Annotated in this window: 17 protein-coding genes and 1 pseudogene; 6 read left to right on the plus strand and 12 right to left on the minus strand. The window is 62.8% G+C overall.

From position 1 onward, the window contains the following. Positions 1-230: 230 nt before the first annotated feature. The 3 genes from FJ970_RS11270 (at position 231) to FJ970_RS11280 (ending at position 2,365) form a co-directional block, all read left to right on the plus strand. Entirely contained in the window at positions 231-1,124 is an 894-nt protein-coding gene (locus FJ970_RS11270) for a branched-chain amino acid aminotransferase (RefSeq protein WP_140759371.1), read from the plus strand. Positions 1,125-1,271: 147 nt separating this feature from the next. Beyond that, positions 1,272-1,589: a hypothetical protein gene (locus FJ970_RS11275; protein ID WP_140759373.1), complete on the plus strand. Its 318-nt coding sequence runs from the start codon at positions 1,272-1,274 to the stop codon at positions 1,587-1,589. Between the two features lie 137 nt (positions 1,590-1,726). Then, entirely contained in the window at positions 1,727-2,365 is a 639-nt protein-coding gene (locus FJ970_RS11280; protein WP_140759375.1) for an MBL fold metallo-hydrolase, read from the plus strand. 95 nt (positions 2,366-2,460) lie between these two features. On the opposite strand, the gene FJ970_RS11285 is transcribed toward FJ970_RS11280, so the two are convergent. The 3 genes from FJ970_RS11285 to FJ970_RS11295 form a co-directional block, all read right to left on the minus strand. Continuing rightward, positions 2,461-2,895, minus strand: coding sequence for a BA14K family protein (locus FJ970_RS11285; protein ID WP_140759377.1), 435 nt, complete (start codon positions 2,893-2,895; stop codon positions 2,461-2,463). Between the two features lie 192 nt (positions 2,896-3,087). Beyond that, on the minus strand, positions 3,088-3,300 hold the full coding sequence (locus FJ970_RS11290; protein WP_008877668.1) for a cold-shock protein: 213 nt from the start codon (positions 3,298-3,300) through the stop codon (positions 3,088-3,090). A 318-nt stretch (positions 3,301-3,618) separates the two neighbouring features. After that, positions 3,619-3,831, minus strand: coding sequence for a cold-shock protein (locus FJ970_RS11295; RefSeq protein WP_006202520.1), 213 nt, complete (start codon positions 3,829-3,831; stop codon positions 3,619-3,621). 583 nt (positions 3,832-4,414) lie between these two features. On the opposite strand from FJ970_RS11295, the gene FJ970_RS11300 reads away from it, so the two are divergent. Then, positions 4,415-4,819, plus strand: coding sequence for a Kazal-type serine protease inhibitor family protein (locus FJ970_RS11300; RefSeq protein WP_140759379.1), 405 nt, complete (start codon positions 4,415-4,417; stop codon positions 4,817-4,819). 16 nt (positions 4,820-4,835) lie between these two features. Here the strand turns inward: FJ970_RS11300 and FJ970_RS11305 are convergent. Beyond that, positions 4,836-5,164: pseudogene (locus FJ970_RS11305) on the minus strand (NADPH-dependent oxidoreductase); the annotation flags it as partial. Positions 5,165-5,357: 193 nt separating this feature from the next. Here FJ970_RS11305 and FJ970_RS11310 point away from each other — a divergent pair. Further along, complete coding sequence (locus tag FJ970_RS11310; protein WP_140759381.1) at positions 5,358-6,992, plus strand: tetratricopeptide repeat-containing sulfotransferase family protein; 1,635 nt, start codon at positions 5,358-5,360, stop codon at positions 6,990-6,992. A 102-nt stretch (positions 6,993-7,094) separates the two neighbouring features. Here FJ970_RS11310 and FJ970_RS11315 read toward each other — a convergent pair whose 3' ends face one another. From FJ970_RS11315 to FJ970_RS11345, 7 genes are all read right to left on the minus strand, one after another. Beyond that, positions 7,095-7,448, minus strand: a complete 354-nt coding sequence (locus FJ970_RS11315; RefSeq protein WP_140759383.1) for a DUF1428 domain-containing protein — start codon at positions 7,446-7,448, stop codon at positions 7,095-7,097. A 99-nt stretch (positions 7,449-7,547) separates the two neighbouring features. After that, positions 7,548-7,964, minus strand: coding sequence for a VOC family protein (locus tag FJ970_RS11320; RefSeq protein WP_140759385.1), 417 nt, complete (start codon positions 7,962-7,964; stop codon positions 7,548-7,550). A gap of 143 nt (positions 7,965-8,107) precedes the next feature. Next, entirely contained in the window at positions 8,108-8,290 is a 183-nt protein-coding gene (locus FJ970_RS11325; protein ID WP_023770253.1) for a hypothetical protein, read from the minus strand. 130 nt (positions 8,291-8,420) lie between these two features. After that, positions 8,421-8,720: a HigA family addiction module antitoxin gene (locus FJ970_RS11330; RefSeq protein WP_127278412.1), complete on the minus strand. Its 300-nt coding sequence runs from the start codon at positions 8,718-8,720 to the stop codon at positions 8,421-8,423. 14 nt (positions 8,721-8,734) lie between these two features. Further along, positions 8,735-9,016 (minus strand): type II toxin-antitoxin system RelE/ParE family toxin, encoded by a 282-nt coding sequence (locus tag FJ970_RS11335; protein ID WP_140759611.1) that lies wholly within the window; start codon positions 9,014-9,016, stop codon positions 8,735-8,737. Between the two features lie 134 nt (positions 9,017-9,150). Next, complete coding sequence (locus tag FJ970_RS11340) at positions 9,151-10,677, minus strand: ABC-F family ATP-binding cassette domain-containing protein (RefSeq protein ID WP_140759387.1); 1,527 nt, start codon at positions 10,675-10,677, stop codon at positions 9,151-9,153. Between the two features lie 250 nt (positions 10,678-10,927). Continuing rightward, complete coding sequence (locus FJ970_RS11345; RefSeq protein ID WP_140759389.1) at positions 10,928-11,833, minus strand: DMT family transporter; 906 nt, start codon at positions 11,831-11,833, stop codon at positions 10,928-10,930. A gap of 327 nt (positions 11,834-12,160) precedes the next feature. Here FJ970_RS11345 and FJ970_RS11350 point away from each other — a divergent pair, with 327 nt between their 5' ends. Next, positions 12,161-12,499, plus strand: coding sequence for a hypothetical protein (locus tag FJ970_RS11350; RefSeq protein WP_224595775.1), 339 nt, complete (start codon positions 12,161-12,163; stop codon positions 12,497-12,499). A gap of 37 nt (positions 12,500-12,536) precedes the next feature. Here FJ970_RS11350 and uvrB read toward each other — a convergent pair whose 3' ends face one another. Further along, the gene (uvrB, locus tag FJ970_RS11355) at positions 12,537-15,614 is read right to left on the minus strand and encodes an excinuclease ABC subunit UvrB (RefSeq protein WP_140759393.1); all 3,078 of its coding nucleotides are present in this window, start codon (positions 15,612-15,614) and stop codon (positions 12,537-12,539) included. Between the last annotated feature and the right edge of the window lie 107 nt (positions 15,615-15,721).

A 15,721-nucleotide genomic window follows, 5' to 3' on the forward strand; every position in this document is an offset into this window, starting at 1 on the left:
AGTACTATTGACGTAATTTCCCTGCAATGGTAATTTTTGACAAGCTTTTGGGCGGATTGCGAACGAAAAGGCAAGGCAGGCCGGTTTTTCCGGAACTTCCTGAGTTTGCCAGGGCGCGATTATCCGCTTACGCTTCGAGACACCGGCCGGCGTCTCCAATCACATGGCGCGGCCAAAAAGAACATGCAACGACACTGAGATATGCGGGCCGAGGTCCGCGGGAGGTTACCATGGCATCCGTTCCTTTCGATCAACTGGACGGCTTCATCTGGATGAATGGCGAGTTCGTCCCGTGGGGAGACGCCAAGATTCACGTGCTGACCCATGGCCTGCACTACGCCAGCGCGGTCTTCGAGGGCGAGCGCGCCTATGGCGGCGAGATCTTCAAGCTCAACGAGCATACCGAGCGGCTGCATGAATCGGCGCGCCTGCTCGGCTTCAAGATTCCCTATTCGGTGGCCGAGCTCAACGACGCCTCGACCACGCTTCTGAAGAAGCAGGGCTTCCAGGACGCCTATGTCAGGCCTATCGCCTGGCGGGGCAGCGAGCAGATGGGCGTTTCGGCGCAAAACAACCGCATCAATGTCGCCATCGCCATCTGGCAATGGCCAAGCTATTTCGACCCGGCGCAGAAGCTGAAGGGCATCCGCCTCGATGTGGCGGAATGGCGCCGGCCCGACCCGCGCACGGCGCCGTCGAAGTCGAAAGCGGCGGGCCTCTACATGATCTGCACCATGTCCAAGCATGCCGCCGAGGCCAAGGGCTATGCCGACGCGATGATGCTCGACTGGCGGGGCCAGGTCGCGGAAGCGACCGGCGCCAACATCTTCTTCGTCAAGGACGGCAAGATCCACACGCCCAAGCCCGACTGCTTCCTCGACGGCATCACCCGCCGCACGGTCATCGGTCTCGCCAGGGATCGCGGCCTGGAGATCATAGAACGCGCCATCATGCCGGAAGAACTCGAAGGGTTCGAGCAGTGCTTCCTGACAGGAACCGCAGCGGAAGTAACCCCGGTTTCGGAGATCGGCCCTTACCGATTCGAAGTTGGCGAGATCGCCAAGAATCTCATGAACGACTATTCTATCGCCGTTCAACCCAAGCATGCTATCGCCGCAGAATAACGATAGTCACAGCTTTTCGGGCAAGCAGGGGCGGTTTTCGGGCCGCCCCTTTTATTTCAGCGTTTGTGCATTTGACTTTCATCAAATTCGGCGTCTCTCATGATGGTGTCGGCCCGGGAGGCTGGCAGCTATGGAGGGACTAATCATATGGACATGAACACGCTTCTTCCGATCATCATTCAGATCATTACGGGCATCATCGGTGGTCAGGCGGTAGGCGCGGCTATCAAGACGGCGGCGATGGGGCAGCTTCCCAAAATCCTGGGCGGTGCCATTGGCGGTGTCGGCGGCGCGGCGATCCTCGGCAGCCTGCTCGGCCACGGCGCGATCAGTCCTGATGCAGCCGCGGCGGCGACGAGCGGTCTCGGCAGCGCGCTCAACCTGCAGAACATCGTCGGTGGCGCCGGCGGCGGCGCGATCCTGACCGGCATTCTCGGCGCGGTCATGGGCGCCATGAAGAAATGAGCCTGAAATCTCGGGCTGGCAAAATGGGCGGCTTCGGCCGCCCATTTCTTTTGCGGCGACCGGCCGTTCGCCTTTGCGGGGCTGGACGCTCCAGGCCCACGCCTCTACATCACCGCTGACACAGCGAAAGGACGATCATGGGTCAGCTCAATGCCGGCATCGTGCCGGTCACACCGTTCCAGCAGAACTGCACCATCCTGTTCGACATGGACGACAAGCACGGCGTGGTGGTCGATCCCGGCGGCGACATCGATACGGTGCTGGCGTTGTTGAAGGACAATGCGATCACGGCCGAAGCGATCTGGATCACGCATGGCCATATCGACCATGCCGGCGGCGCGATGGAGCTGAAGGAAGCACTCGGCATCGAGATCATCGGCCCGCATGACGCCGACAAGGTGCTGCTCGACAATCTGGAAAACCAGGGCAGGCGCTACGGCATCGAGGGCGTGCGCAATTGCGTGCCCGACCGGTTTCTCACCGAAGGCGAGACGGTGTCGTTTGGCGGCCATGTGTTCGAGGTGCTGCATTGCCCCGGCCACGCGCCCGGCCATGTCGTCTATTACAATCGGGCCGCCAAATTCGCCCATGTCGGCGACGTCCTGTTTCGCGGTTCGGTTGGCCGCACCGACCTGCCGGGCGGCGACCATGCGGCACTCATCGCCTCGATCAAGGACAAGCTGTTGCCGCTTGGCGACGACATCGGCTTCATTTGCGGTCACGGTCCGGGCGGGCGCTTCGGCGAGGAACGGCGGACCAATCCGTTTTTGACCTGAGGCAGATCTGGACCATTCGGGGGAAAGCTCAACAAGCTAACAACAAAAAAGCGCTGGCCTTGCGGTCAGCGCTTTTTTGTTGGGGCAGGGAAGCCTCAGTTGGCGGTGCAGAAATGCTGTTCGCCGTCACTGCCGGTGAAGGTGCCGGTGCGGGAATTGAAGGAGCGGTATCGGTCCGAGCAGTACTCGTACCAGCCGCGCGTCCACGGTTCGGCATAGCGGTCGGCATAGACGACCTGCGGTTCCACGTAGTAGCGGCGGACCGGGGCCGGGCGTATCCGCACGTCACGATCGTAATAGCCGTCATTGTAATAACGGTCGGACTCGGGCGGCGGCCGGTCATTGGCCAACGCGCCACCGATCAGCGCGCCGGCGGCAAGGCCGAGAACGCCGGCTGCCACAGCGTCGCCATTGCCATGGCCGTGATGGTGCCAGCGGCGCCAGTCATCGGCATTGGCCGCCGAAAAGGTCCCCAGCGTCGTGGCGACCACGGCGGCGGACAGCACGGCTGTCTTGAAAATACGGTTCATCTTGGTCTCCTTCGTACCGGACCGTGCAGTTCTGCAGGGGATGCGGTCCGGCTTTACAAACGACTAATATGGGACCGTGGCTGAACGGGGGCTGAACGAAAATTTAACCGCACGCGTTCTTCACGGCGTCAAAAGCCGCAACCTCGGAGCGTGGGCCCGACCTGCGGGCGCCGGCGCCGGTTTGAAGCCGGCTCAGCCGACCGACAGGTTGACGGCCTTCGGTCCCTTGCCGCGCTTGTCCGGCTCGGTGTCGAATGTCACTTTCTGCCCATCTTCGAGACCGGGAAGACCCGACGCCTGCACGGCCGAAATATGCACGAAGACATCCTTCGCGCCATCATCGGGTGTGATGAAGCCGAAGCCCTTGGCATGGTTGAAGAATTTGACGGTGCCGGTCTGCGGCATGGGAAGCTCCTTTGATCCCATAAACTCCAGTCTCGGGCCGGCAAATGCCCGAGTGGAAATTTGTCCTTTATTTTAGCGCTATCGGCAAGTGAAAGTTTTGCGGGCACTTAAAGCACGTCGCGCTTTAAGTGCTTGTTATGACGCGTGTCATTGGCCCGGACCGGATGAACTTCCCGATGACATGCGTTTATGCTGCACCGCGTCATGAAAAAGGCGCGACGAAAACCGCCGCGCCTTTCAAAATCTGTCTGCCTGCCCAAGCTGCTGGTCAAGCTCCTCGTTCGCCCATCCGCCTGGGATGTGCGGCGCGCCGATCGCTCAGGCTGCGCGCAGGTTGACCGCCTTCGGGCCCTTGCCCATGCGGTCCGGCTCGACATCGAAGGTGACCTTCTGGCCGTCGACGAGCGTGCGCAGGCCCGAGGCCTCGATCGCCGAAATATGGACGAACACGTCCTTGGCGCCGCCGTCGGGCGTGATGAAACCGAAGCCTTTGGTCGCATTGAAGAATTTAACGGTGCCGGTCTGGGCCATTGGGGAAACTCCTTCACCCGTTCAGTCTTGGTGGTCCTGCCCGCCACCTGGCGTCGAGGGCAGTTCCTGGTGGTTGCTTTCGGCAGTCATGCATTGGCGCATGGTCAAACCCCCCGCCGAAAAACGGGGCCGTCAGAGATTCACAGTATCGGGGAAAGGTCGTCCAAAACGTTCCGCTCTCCGGGTCGCAAATGCCCGAACACAGAATTTATCGCACGGAAACGTGAAGGTTGCAAGATAGCGCCGCGGGCCGCCGCCATGAGCGCATCCCGACGCAAAAATCGACCGATCAGAGCGTCGACCGGCCGCAGATAGGCCTCGTTGCCCGAGGGGTCATCGGCCCACAGCCCCGGTCGTGCATGGGCCAGAAGCGATGATTGCCGGCGACGCGGCGGGGTCGTGGCTGATCCCGCCGTCATTTCCCGATAGAGGCCGCGAACGGGGTTGCAATTGGCAGTGGAATGGCGAGGATCATGCCATAGGCGACTGATTTAAATCCTGTTTTGATCGATATCATTATCAGCGAACCGCCAGGCAGTCTTGGGCGGTATGCACCGGGACGGGGATCGAGGGAGAGACGATCATGAGGTTTCTTGCGGCCATCTTTTCACGGCAGGGTTTTACCATCCTGTTCCTGTCGGCAATTCTTGCCGCCTGTACGGTCGTCGTCGATGACGGACCGGGACCGCGGCCGCGTCCACCGCGCCCCGAGCCGCAATTCTGCACCAAGCAGTACGAGCCGGTCTGCGCCCGGCGCGGCGGAGATCGCCTGACCTTCGCCAATGCCTGCCTTGCCGACCGGGCGGGTTACCGCATCGTGCGCGACGGTCGCTGCCGCGACGGCGGTGGCGGCGGCGGCGAGCAGACCTTCTGCACCCGCGAATACGCGCCGGTATGCGGCCGTAGCCATGGCGAAATGCGCACGTTCCCCAATGCCTGCGAGGCCCGTGCCTCGGACTACCGCATCGTCGGCGACGGGCCGTGCTGAGAAGGGAAGGAACGCCTCACCCATCCACGCCGACATAGGCCTTGCTCTTCAGCAGGGCTGCCAGGTGAGCCGCATTCGACGCCGACATCTCGACCATGCCGGCGACCGCCTTTGGGGTTTTCGGCAGGTCGACATAGTTGACGTCGCCCATGGCTTCGCCGACCCAATAGGCGCCGCCATTGGCGGGGATGGTGAAGCCAACGTCGTTCAGCGCCTGGAAGCATTCCGCGTGGCAATGATGCGCGCCATCCTCGTTGCCGACGATCGCCACCAGCGCCACCTTGCCGGCATGCGGTCCTTGTCGTCGGTTTCGTCCAGAAAGGCGTCCATGCGTTCCATGCCGCGGGCAGTCCTGACCGTTCGCGCGACGGGCCACACTCTTGAATCTCTCCCCGGCATGGCTTAGGTCCCGCAGGCGTATAAACACGGCAGGTGTCCCATCAACAGAGATCAGAGAAGAGCGGCGGGTGCGGGAGCCAAGTCTGGCGCGGCCAAGTCTGGCGCGGGAGGCCAGCCGCCGCTGGGCCTCGACCAGTATGTGCAGCAGGCTCTGCAACTGCATCAGGCCGGGCGTCGGCAAGAGGCCGAGGCGATCTACCGGCAGGTGCTGGCGCGTCAGCCCAAACACGCGGCCGCGGCGCATTTCCTGGGGTTGCTGCTGCACCAGACCGGGCGCAGCGAAGAAGGCATGGATTTCCTGGAACAGTCGGTTCAGCTGCAGCCGACGAACCCCGACTTCCTCAACAATCTCGGCACGGTGATGCGGGATCTCGGCCGTGTCACGGCGGCGATCGATTTCTTCCGCGGCGCGGTTGATCTGCGGCCGGAGCAGCTCGCGGCGCGCGACAATCTCGGCTCGTCGCTGAAGCAGATCGGCCGGTTCGATGAGGCCGAGGATATCTATCGCGGCACGGTGCAGCGCAATCCATTCCACGTGCGCGCGCGTATCGGGCTTGCCGAAACCCTGCAGGAGGCCGGACGCCTCGACGAGGCGCTGGCTGTCTTCCAGGAGGCACTGGCCATCCGGCCCAAGGATGCGGTCCTGCTGCACGGACTGGGCGTCGGGCTGATGGAGAAGGGCAAGCTCGACGAGGCGGCCGACCTGTTCCGGCAGGCGGTGGCGATCCAGCCCGCCATGGCCCGCGCGTGGCTGATGCTGTCTCAGGTCAAGCGACAGAAGGAGCGCGATGCCGAATTGGCCGGCATGGAGGCGCAGCACGCCAAGGCGCCTCAGGACAGCCTGGCACGCATGCAGCTGTCGTTTGGCCTCGGCAAGGCCAATGACGATCTCAAGGATTATGGCAAGGCTTTCGACTACTTCGCCGAGGGCAATGCCATCCGCCGCAAGGGCATCGACTATGATCCGGTGAAGACGCGCGCCGAATTCGAGGCGATGAAGACGGTGTTCGATGCCGGCTTCTTCGAAAAGCACAGGCCGAGCCCGATCACCGACGATGCGCCGATCTTCGTCGTCGGCATGCCGCGTTCGGGTACGACGCTGGTCGAACAGATCATCGCGAGCCACGCCCAAGTCTATGGCGCGGGCGAGCTCGGTATCTTGAAGACGGCGGTCGGCAGGCAGTTCCCGTCGAACATGCCGGGCGGCTTTCCCTGGGGCGTGGCCGATACGGACGATACGGATTTCACCGAGGCGGGGCAGGCCTATCTCGACATGCTCCATGCCCGCTATCCGCATATGCGCCACGTCACCGACAAGATGCCGGGCAACTTCCTGCTCGTCGGCTTCATCCACATGATGCTGCCGAAGGCAAAAATCATCCATTGCGCCCGCGATGCGGCGGCGACATGCCTGTCGATCTACAAAGTGCATTTCCGCGGCGACAGCCACCGCTATGGCTATGACCTCGGCGAGCTCGCCGATTTCCACAATCTCTATACCGACATCATGGCGCATTGGCACAAGGTGCTGCCCGGCGTCGTGCACGATGTGCGCTACGAGGATTTCGTCGCCGACCAGGACAAGCAGAGCCGGGCGCTGATCGACTATCTCGGCCTGCCATGGGACGATGCCGTGCTGTCGTTCCACCAGACCGACCGGCCGGTGCGCACGGCGTCGGCCGCGCAGGTGCGCCAGCCGATGTACCAGGGCTCGGTCGATCTGTGGAAGCGTTATGGCGACCGGCTGAAGCCGCTGCTCGACAAGCTGGATTAGCGCGCGGGTAGCGGATTGGGGGAAGCTCTTCAGCTTCGCCATAGGATGACGAAGCGATGGGTGCCTACGAGCAGCCAGTCAGACAAGCGTTGCGCCAGTTCCTCAAAGCTCTATGAACGGCTGGAAGCCGCCGAAGATCATGCGCTTGCCGTCGAACGGCATGGCGGACCAGTCCATCTTGAGACGCTCGTCGGCCATCACCTTGGCCATGACCGCGTCGCGGCTCTGTCTGGACTCGTAGACGACCCAGGCGAAGATGACGACCTCGTCGTCCTTGGCCTGCACCGCGCGCGGGAACGAGGTCAGCTCGCCGTAAGGCACGTCGTCGCCGACGCATTCGACATAGGCGAGCGCGCCATGCTCCATCCAGACGGCACCGCCGTTCTCAGCCATTTTCTTGTACGCATCAAGATTTGCCTTCGGCACGGCAAGCACGAAGCCATCGACATAGGACATGGCGGTCTCCTCATTGCTGGAAACGGGCGCCGGGTCGGCGGGGATACGACCCGGCGCGGTTGGGCGCATCCCCCTCGGCGAGGGCGCGCGCGCTAAAACTTATTCCACCGGTGCGTTCATTGCCCAGGCGACACCGAAGGGGTCCTTCACCTGGCCCCAGCGGTCGCCCCAGAACATCACCTGCAGCGGCGTGACGATCTCGCAGCCGGCGTCGATGGCGCGCTTCCACCAGGTGTCGATGTCATCCTTGCCGAGATGGAGCTGCAGCGTATAGCCCTGCGCGGCCTGGTGCGGATGGCCGTGTTCCGGATAGGCGTCGCCGAGCATCAGCGTCGAGCCGTTGATGTAGAGATGGATATGCATGGTGCGGCCTTTCTCATCCGCCGGATAGGCAAAGACTTCCTCGGCCCCGAAAGCCTTCTTGTAGAACTCGGCGGCCTTGATGGCGCCGTCGACCTGCAGATAGGGGGTCAATCCGCCAAGAACTTTGGCGCGGGGCGGGGTCTGGTCGGTCATTCTCGTGTTCCTCTTCACGTTTGGTTTGGCCTTGCGGACCATAGGACGGACGAGGTGACGCCAATCCTACAGGGTCGCGAAAATTTTTCGCCTGATATCATCGGGCAACCGGCCGCCTCTGGAGGCCGGCGCACAGGCCGTGGTCATATGACCTTGGCCGACGACGTGGCCGCGCGACGGCTGTCGCGGGCATCGAAGATTTCCGGAAAGCCGATATCCTTGCGCAGTTCGGCCGGCAGCGACAGGAGAATTCGTTCGCTGCGGTGACGGGCGCGCGCCGCGGCATACCGGGTTGCGATGCGGCCGATGGATGACAGGACGGACATGACGAACTCTCCCTGGGTTGGCGCCGGCATCATCGTGTCGGCATCCCAAGGACGGGGCAGCAACGGGCGATCCGACAGATCGCCCGGAGAATTTTTCAGCGGCCTCTGTTACCGGCGCGGCGCGCTTACGTCAGGCGGCAGTCTCCAATCGTTCGATCGTTTCAAGGTCGGCTCTCTTGGCCTTTCCCTCGACGGCGAGGTCATAGCTTGCCTGCATGTTCATCCAGAACTGCGGCGTGGTCCCAAAAAACTTCGCAAGGCGCAACGCGGTATCAGGGGTTACCGGGGTCGTCTCGCTGGCCAGGCGCTCGATGCGCGTGCGCGGCACATGCAGCTTTTTGGCCAGCGTGTAAGGCTTCAGACCAAGCGGTATGAGATACTCTTCGCGGAGAATTTCTCCGGGATGGATAGGCGGGTTGATATCAAGCATTTAGGATCTGCCTTTCAATGGTAGTCGGTTATTTCAACATCTTCTGCTTGCCCATCCACCCAGCGAAAGCAGATGCGAAACTGATCGTTGATGCGGATCGAATGCTGACCGGCACGGTTGCCTTTCAACGGCTCAAGCCTGTTGCCGGGAGGCGTCTTGAGATCTGACAGTTCGGCGGCGTTGTCGATCATGTACAGCTTCCATTGGGCCGGTCGGACAAGATCCGAAGGGAAGCCCTTTGGAGCCTTGCCGTTCGAAACGGCTTCGCTGGTCTTGTCCTTGAATGAACGTATCATCCGTGGAGCCCGACAGACGTACCATGACATGATACGTTCCAGGAATCAAGAGTACGTCTCATGAAATGATACCAAAGGTCCGGCGTGTCAATGACAGGCAGGAACTTCATTGGCAATGCATCTGTCCTCGCCGCTCAGTTGGTTCCCTCAGCCACGTCGCGGAAGAAATCTTCGGGATCGTCGACCTCGGTCAGCTTCCGTTTCTCGATCAGCCAGAAGCGGTTGCCGATGGCGCGGATGAAGGATCGGTCGTGCGAGGCGAGCAGGCAGCTTGCCTGGTGCTTCAACAACTCCTCCTCCAGCGCTTCCTGGCCGTCTATGTCGAGATGGTTGGTTGGCTCGTCGAGCAGATAGAAGTTGGGATTGGCGAGCCTGAGCGCCAGCATCATCAGCCGCGCCTTCTGGCCGCCCGACAGCACGCCGATACTGCGCTCCTGCATGTCGATGACCACGCCGGCGCCGGCAAGCAACGAGCGGGCGCGCTGTTCGCCGATATCGTAACGGCGCGAGACCATCGCCAGCGGCGTGTCGTCGCCGCTGATGCCGGACAGCGCCTGGTCGCTATAGCCGAGCACGGTCGACGGCGTCACCTTCACATTCCGCACCGTATCCGGTTCGACAATGGCGTTGCGGACCAAGGTGACGAAGCGCGATTTGCCGACGCCATTGCGGCCGAGCAGCACGATGCGATCGCCCTGGCAAATGTGGCGTTTGCCGGTCCTGAACAGCAGTGTGCCGTCCGGCGTTTCGACCGCCGCGTCGTCAAGCGTGATCAGCACCTTGGCGTGGGTACCGCGATTGGCGAGTTTGATCGCCCCCGCAGATTTCTCGCGATGCGCCGGATTGGCGGCCTCTTCGAGCTTCTCCGCGCGCTGGTTGAGCTGCTTGGTCTTGACCGTCAGCAGATCGCTGCCGGAATTGATGCCGATATTGTTGACCTTGGCCGCCTGCCGGCGCAATTGCTGCGCCACCTTCATGTCGCGTTGGAATTTTCGTTCGGCCGAAGCGTCGATCTCGTCCAGCGCGTCCCTGGCCCGCGAATAGGGGAGGGAAAACACCGGCGATTGCTCCGGGCGCAGGAACAGCGTCCGGTTGGTAGTGGCGTCGAGGAAGGCGCGGTCATGGCTGGCGATGATGACAGGCACCTCGCGCGGCAGCGCGTTGAGCCAGGTTTCCAGCTGGCTGATGCGGGCGAGGTCGAGATGGTTGGTCGGCTCGTCGAGCAGCAGCACGTCGGGATCGGTGACCCAGACGCGGGCGATCAGTGCCAGCCGCTGCCAGCCGCCGCTCAGCGCCTGCATTGGCCGCTCGCGCATCGCCTCGGGCACGTCGAGTGAATCCAGCACGACATCGACGCGCCACATCTCGCTGTCGGCCTGCTCCGGCGGCAAGGCGTCAGCCACCACCTGATAAAAGGTGCGGCCGAGCAGGGCAGGGACAACGGACTGCTCGACATTGCCGACACGCAGGCCGCGTGTGCGGGTGATGTCGCCTGTCGTCGGCTCCAGTTCGCCGGTCAGGCATTTGAGCAAGGTCGACTTGCCGCGCCCGTTGGCGGCGACGATGCCGAGCCGGTCACCGGTGCCGATGCTGAGGTCGAGGTTGGAGAAGAGCGGCGCGCTCATGGTGACGCCGAGGGATTTGAGGCTGATCAGGGCCATTTTCGATTTCTCTGGTCTGTCCGGAAAATCCGGCTCGATGCACTTTGTCGGTGCGCGTGCCGGCGATCAGGCCAGGCGTTGCACACCACGAAGGGCAGACCAAAAAATCGAAGCGGGAAAAAACCCGGACCGTCCCTGGTCAGCCCTGCAAGCTAGCTCGCAGGGCAGAAATCGGGCCACGCTGACGATGGTGACGAAAAAACGTAAACACGTGAGCCCTCCTTTCGAGACGTTCGAGTGTGACGACTGGCTACACCAAAGGCGGGGCGGATGGCAAGGGCGCCGCTTTCAAGCGGCGCGGGAAGGGATCCAGCACCAGTATGCAGCCGCCGATGATCGCCGCCGCGCCGAAGCCCTGGATCATGGTCAGAGACCCGCCGAGCACAATCGTTCCGGCCAGCACCGCGATCGTGGTCACGGCGAATTCGACGCTGATCGTCCTGGTCGCGCCGATGCTGGCCACCAGTCGGAAATACACGACATAGGTCAATGCGCTCATCACGCAGGCCAGTATCGCCAAATAGAGGAAGTCGACAAAGCGCGGCATGGCCGGCACCGGCACAGCGAGCAGCAGCGGCAGCGTCATCACGCCGCCAAACAGGAAGGCGGCGCTGGTGAGTTCCAGCGAGCCGGCCGACCGCAAATGGCGATTGGCGTAGTTGCTGCCGAACGCCGCCGAGAAGGAACTGAACAGCGAGGCGGCACAGCCGATCGCAAAGGAAGCAGTGACCGGAACCGCGGGGAAACCGACCAGGACGATGATGCCGGCAGCGCCGAGCAGCAGCCCGACAAGGCCGCGAACAGTGATGCGTTCAAGCCCCCAGAGCTGGCCGATGATCATCGAGAACAGCGGGATCGCGGCAACCAGGATGGCCGCCATCGCCGTGCCGATGCGCGGCGTGGCGTAGGACAGGCCGATCAGCTGCGCCGCGACCGTGGTTGCGCCGACCATGGCGAAGTGCCGCCAGCCAGCGCTGAAATCCAGCCGTCGCCTCGTCGCGGCTGCAAGCAGAAAGAGCGTGATGCCGGCGATCAGCGAGCGCAAGGTGACCGCGCCGACCCAGCCAAAGGCATGCACCACCTTGAGCAGCACCAAGAACGACAGTCCCCAGGTGACGGCCAGGAAGACGTAGGCGGCGATGTCCTTGCGGGTCATTTTCGTCGGCCGTTGGGAGGTACTTGGGGGTGGGCAGTCGCCATTGGCCCGTATCGTTTCGATCAGCGCATGGCAAGCGCCGGCGCATGGTCCAGGCCGGCCGAAAGTCGAGGCATCTTGAAGCGGCCGACGCGGTCTGCCATCAGTCGCTGTTGAAATCGAGGCCATGCTATATATGGTCCTGCGACTGGCAAGGCAGCTAAGATGCAAGACAAAGAGCCTCTCTACAGGCGTATAAACTCCCGAACCCGTGGAGTCAGACACGGGGGCGGTGAATACAAGTTTTCTCGGAATGCCAAAAGAGAAGACCCGACGACCCGCGGCTCGATGCATGGCAAAAAGCACCAGGGCCTCGATTACACTCCGCTGTTCAGATTTCTGCTTTCCAAGGTTGGAAAGGATTGGACCGACATCCATAGTCAGGCAGTGGCACGGCTCGATCGACCAGATCCTATTTTCTGGATCGTCGCATTGAACGATGCGGACAAGAAGTCCTTCGTTCGGGTAGGCGAGAACTCATACTACAGCGGCTTGCATGTAGATCAGAACAATTGCTTGGCGCGTGTCGACCCGGATCTCAAGGTGGAAGACATGAAGCCAAACTGTTCCTGCTGCACCCACACATTCAACGGGCAAGCATTCACCAAAAAATTTGAAGCGACCTAGACGAAACACATCCCCGCCCCAAGGAGGAAGGGAAAGCCTACTGTCCCGGCCTGCCAGTCTTGCCCGGCCGGCGCTTTTCGCGGCGGGCGTCGCCTGGGTCCTCGTAGGAGCCGATGCCGGTGCGTTCGCGCTTGACCGGTTTGTCGCCTTCGATCGGCGTTTCGGTGCGCCGCACCGTCATCTCGTCGAGCGAGTTCTTCTTGAACAGCGGCTTGGTCGCGTCGCCGGGAATGCCGAAGTCGGAGCCGTGCGCCTCTTCGGCCGACTGCTTCTTGAACAGCGAACGCGACACCGCGCCGGACGGTGTCGGCATGTCGGTACCAGGTCCCATATCGTCGAGCGAGGGCTTGGCGAACAGCGCCTTCTTCACCGGTACGGCGCCGTCGGCGCCCATCTCGTCGAGATCGGGCTTGCGGAAGAGGTTGGGCCTGGCGGCCTTGGCCGCCTCTTCGGCGGCGCGTGCCTGGTCGAGCTTGCGGAAACGTTCCTGCTCCTCAGCCGTTCGATGCTTGGCCACGCCCTTGTTGTGTTTGCCCTTTTCGCGGCCTGACGCCGGGCTTTGGCCTTCCACCTCGCGCGCCAGCGGATCGTCGGAGATGGATAGTTCCATCTCGCGCAGCCGCTTGATCTCGTCGCGGATACGGGCCGCCTTCTCGAAGTCGAGATTGGCGGCGGCGTCGCGCATCTGCTTGTCGAGCGCGTCGAGATGAGCCTTGAAATTGTTACCCATCATGGCGCCGGCGCCGTCGGTGAACTGCGAGATGTCGGCGCGGACGTGATCCTTCTCGTAGACCGAATCCAGGATGTCGGAGATGCGCGATTTCACCGATTCCGGCGTGATGCCATTGGCGGCGTTCCATTCCATCTGCTTCTCGCGGCGGCGGTTGGTCTCCGCCATCGCCCGTTCCATCGAGCCGGTGACCTGGTCGGCGTAGAGGATGACCTTGCCGTCGACATTGCGGGCGGCGCGGCCGATGGTCTGGATCAGCGAGGTTTCCGAACGCAGGAAGCCTTCCTTGTCGGCATCGAGGATGGCGACGAAGCCGCATTCGGGAATGTCGAGGCCTTCGCGCAGAAGGTTGATGCCGACCAGCACATCGAAGGCACCAAGCCGCAGGTCGCGCAGGATCTCGATGCGCTCCAGCGTGTCGATGTCGGAGTGCATGTAGCGTACGCGCACGCCCTGCTCGTGCAGATATTCGGTCAGATCCTCGGCCATGCGCTTGGTCAGCACGGTGACCAGCGTGCGATAGCCGGCAGCCGTCGTCTCGCGGATTTCGCCGACGACGTCGTCGACCTGGCTCTTGGCCGGTCGCACCTCGACCGGCGGATCGATCAGCCCGGTCGGGCGGATGACCTGCTCGGCGAAGACGCCGCCGGCCTGTTCCATCTCCCAGCCGCCCGGCGTCGCCGAAACCGCGACCGAGAGCGGCCGCATGGCGTCCCATTCCTCGAAGCGCAGCGGCCGGTTGTCCATGCAGGAGGGCAGGCGGAAGCCATATTCGGCCAGCGTCGCCTTGCGCCTGAAGTCGCCGCGATACATGCCGCCGATCTGCGGCACGGTGACGTGGCTTTCGTCGATGAAGACCAGCGCGTTGTCGGGAATGTACTCGAACAGCGTCGGCGGCGGATCGCCCGGCTGGCGCCCGGTAAGATAGCGCGAATAGTTCTCGATGCCGGCGCATGAGCCGGTGGCTTCCAGCATCTCCAGGTCGAAGCGGCAGCGCTGTTCCAGCCGCTGCGCTTCCAGCAGACGGCCGGCGCGCTCCAGTTCCACCAGCCGGTGTTTCAACTCTTCCTTTATCGACTTGATCGCCTGGTTGAGCGTCGGGCGCGGCGTCACGTAGTGCGAATTGGCGTAGATCTTGACGCTCTTCAGCTCGCCGGTCTTCTGGCCGGTCAGCGGGTCGAACTCGGTGATCGCCTCGATCTCGTCGCCGAACATGGAGATGCGCCAGGCGCGGTCTTCCAGGTGGGCCGGGAAGATTTCGATCGTGTCGCCGCGCACGCGGAACGAGCCGCGCACGAAATTGATGTCCTGGCGCTTGTACTGCTGGGCGACGAGGTCGGCGAGCAGGGCGCGCTGGTCGAGCCGGTCGCCGATCTGCATCTGGAAGGTCATCGCGGTATAGGTCTCGACCGAGCCGATACCGTAGATGCACGACACCGAGGCAACGATGATGACGTCGTCACGCTCGAGCAGCGAGCGCGTCGCCGAGTGGCGCATGCGATCGATCTGCTCGTTGATAGAGGACTCCTTCTCGATGAAGGTGTCGGTGCGCGGAACGTAGGCTTCCGGCTGGTAATAGTCGTAATAGGAGACGAAATATTCCACCGCGTTGTCGGGGAAGAATTTCTTGAACTCCGAATAGAGCTGCGCGGCCAGCGTCTTGTTGGGCGCCAGGATCAAAGCGGGCCGCTGCGTCTCCTCGATCACCTTGGCCATGGTGAAGGTTTTGCCGGAGCCGGTGACGCCAAGCAGCACTTGCGTGCGGTCGTTGTTGTCGACGCCCTCGACCAAGTCCTTGATCGCGGTCGGCTGGTCGCCGGCCGGTTCGAAATCCGACACCATCTTGATGGCGATGCCGCCTTCGGACTTTTCCGGCCGGGCAGGGCGGTGCGGTGTCCACAGCACGCCGTCCTTGTGCAGGGGATTGCCGGATTCGATCAGCGCCGAGAGCGCGGCCACCGTAGCGGTGACGCCACTCGACGTCATCGTCTCGGCCTCCTCCAGCGAGACATCGAGGCCGGCGACGGGATTGAGGCCGGCCGCGGCGCGTTCGCGGGCCGTCGCGGCGCCGCCCATCGAGGTGCCGCGCGCGGTGCGGCCCGGCGCGGCGGAGCGCTCGGGTATCTTCTTCGGCGATTTGGCGCCGCCACCCTTGCCCGTGGTGCGCCCTTCGCGTTCCGCCTCCTGCTCGATCTGCTCGGCCCAATCCGCGATCGAACCGGTCAGCGGCGTGCCCGACAGTTCGGTTTGCGGCATTTCGGCGAAGCCGCCCTTGTGCAGTGGTTCCGACGCGTCGAGGAAATCAGTCAGCGGGCTGCGCCGCTTCGGCGCGGCGCGCTCGTCACTCGCCGTCGGCGGCGTTCTTTTATCGGGGGATTTGGCCATGTCCCGAATATGGGAGGTCTTGGCGAAAATGGAAAGAGCGGGATGAAGACAGGCGCATTGCCAACTGCGGCTGCTGACAGCAGGCTGTCAGGAGTTGGTAGGTATCG

The sequence above is a fragment of the Mesorhizobium sp. B2-1-8 genome, from assembly GCF_006442545.2.
Lineage (GTDB): Bacteria > Pseudomonadota > Alphaproteobacteria > Rhizobiales > Rhizobiaceae > Mesorhizobium.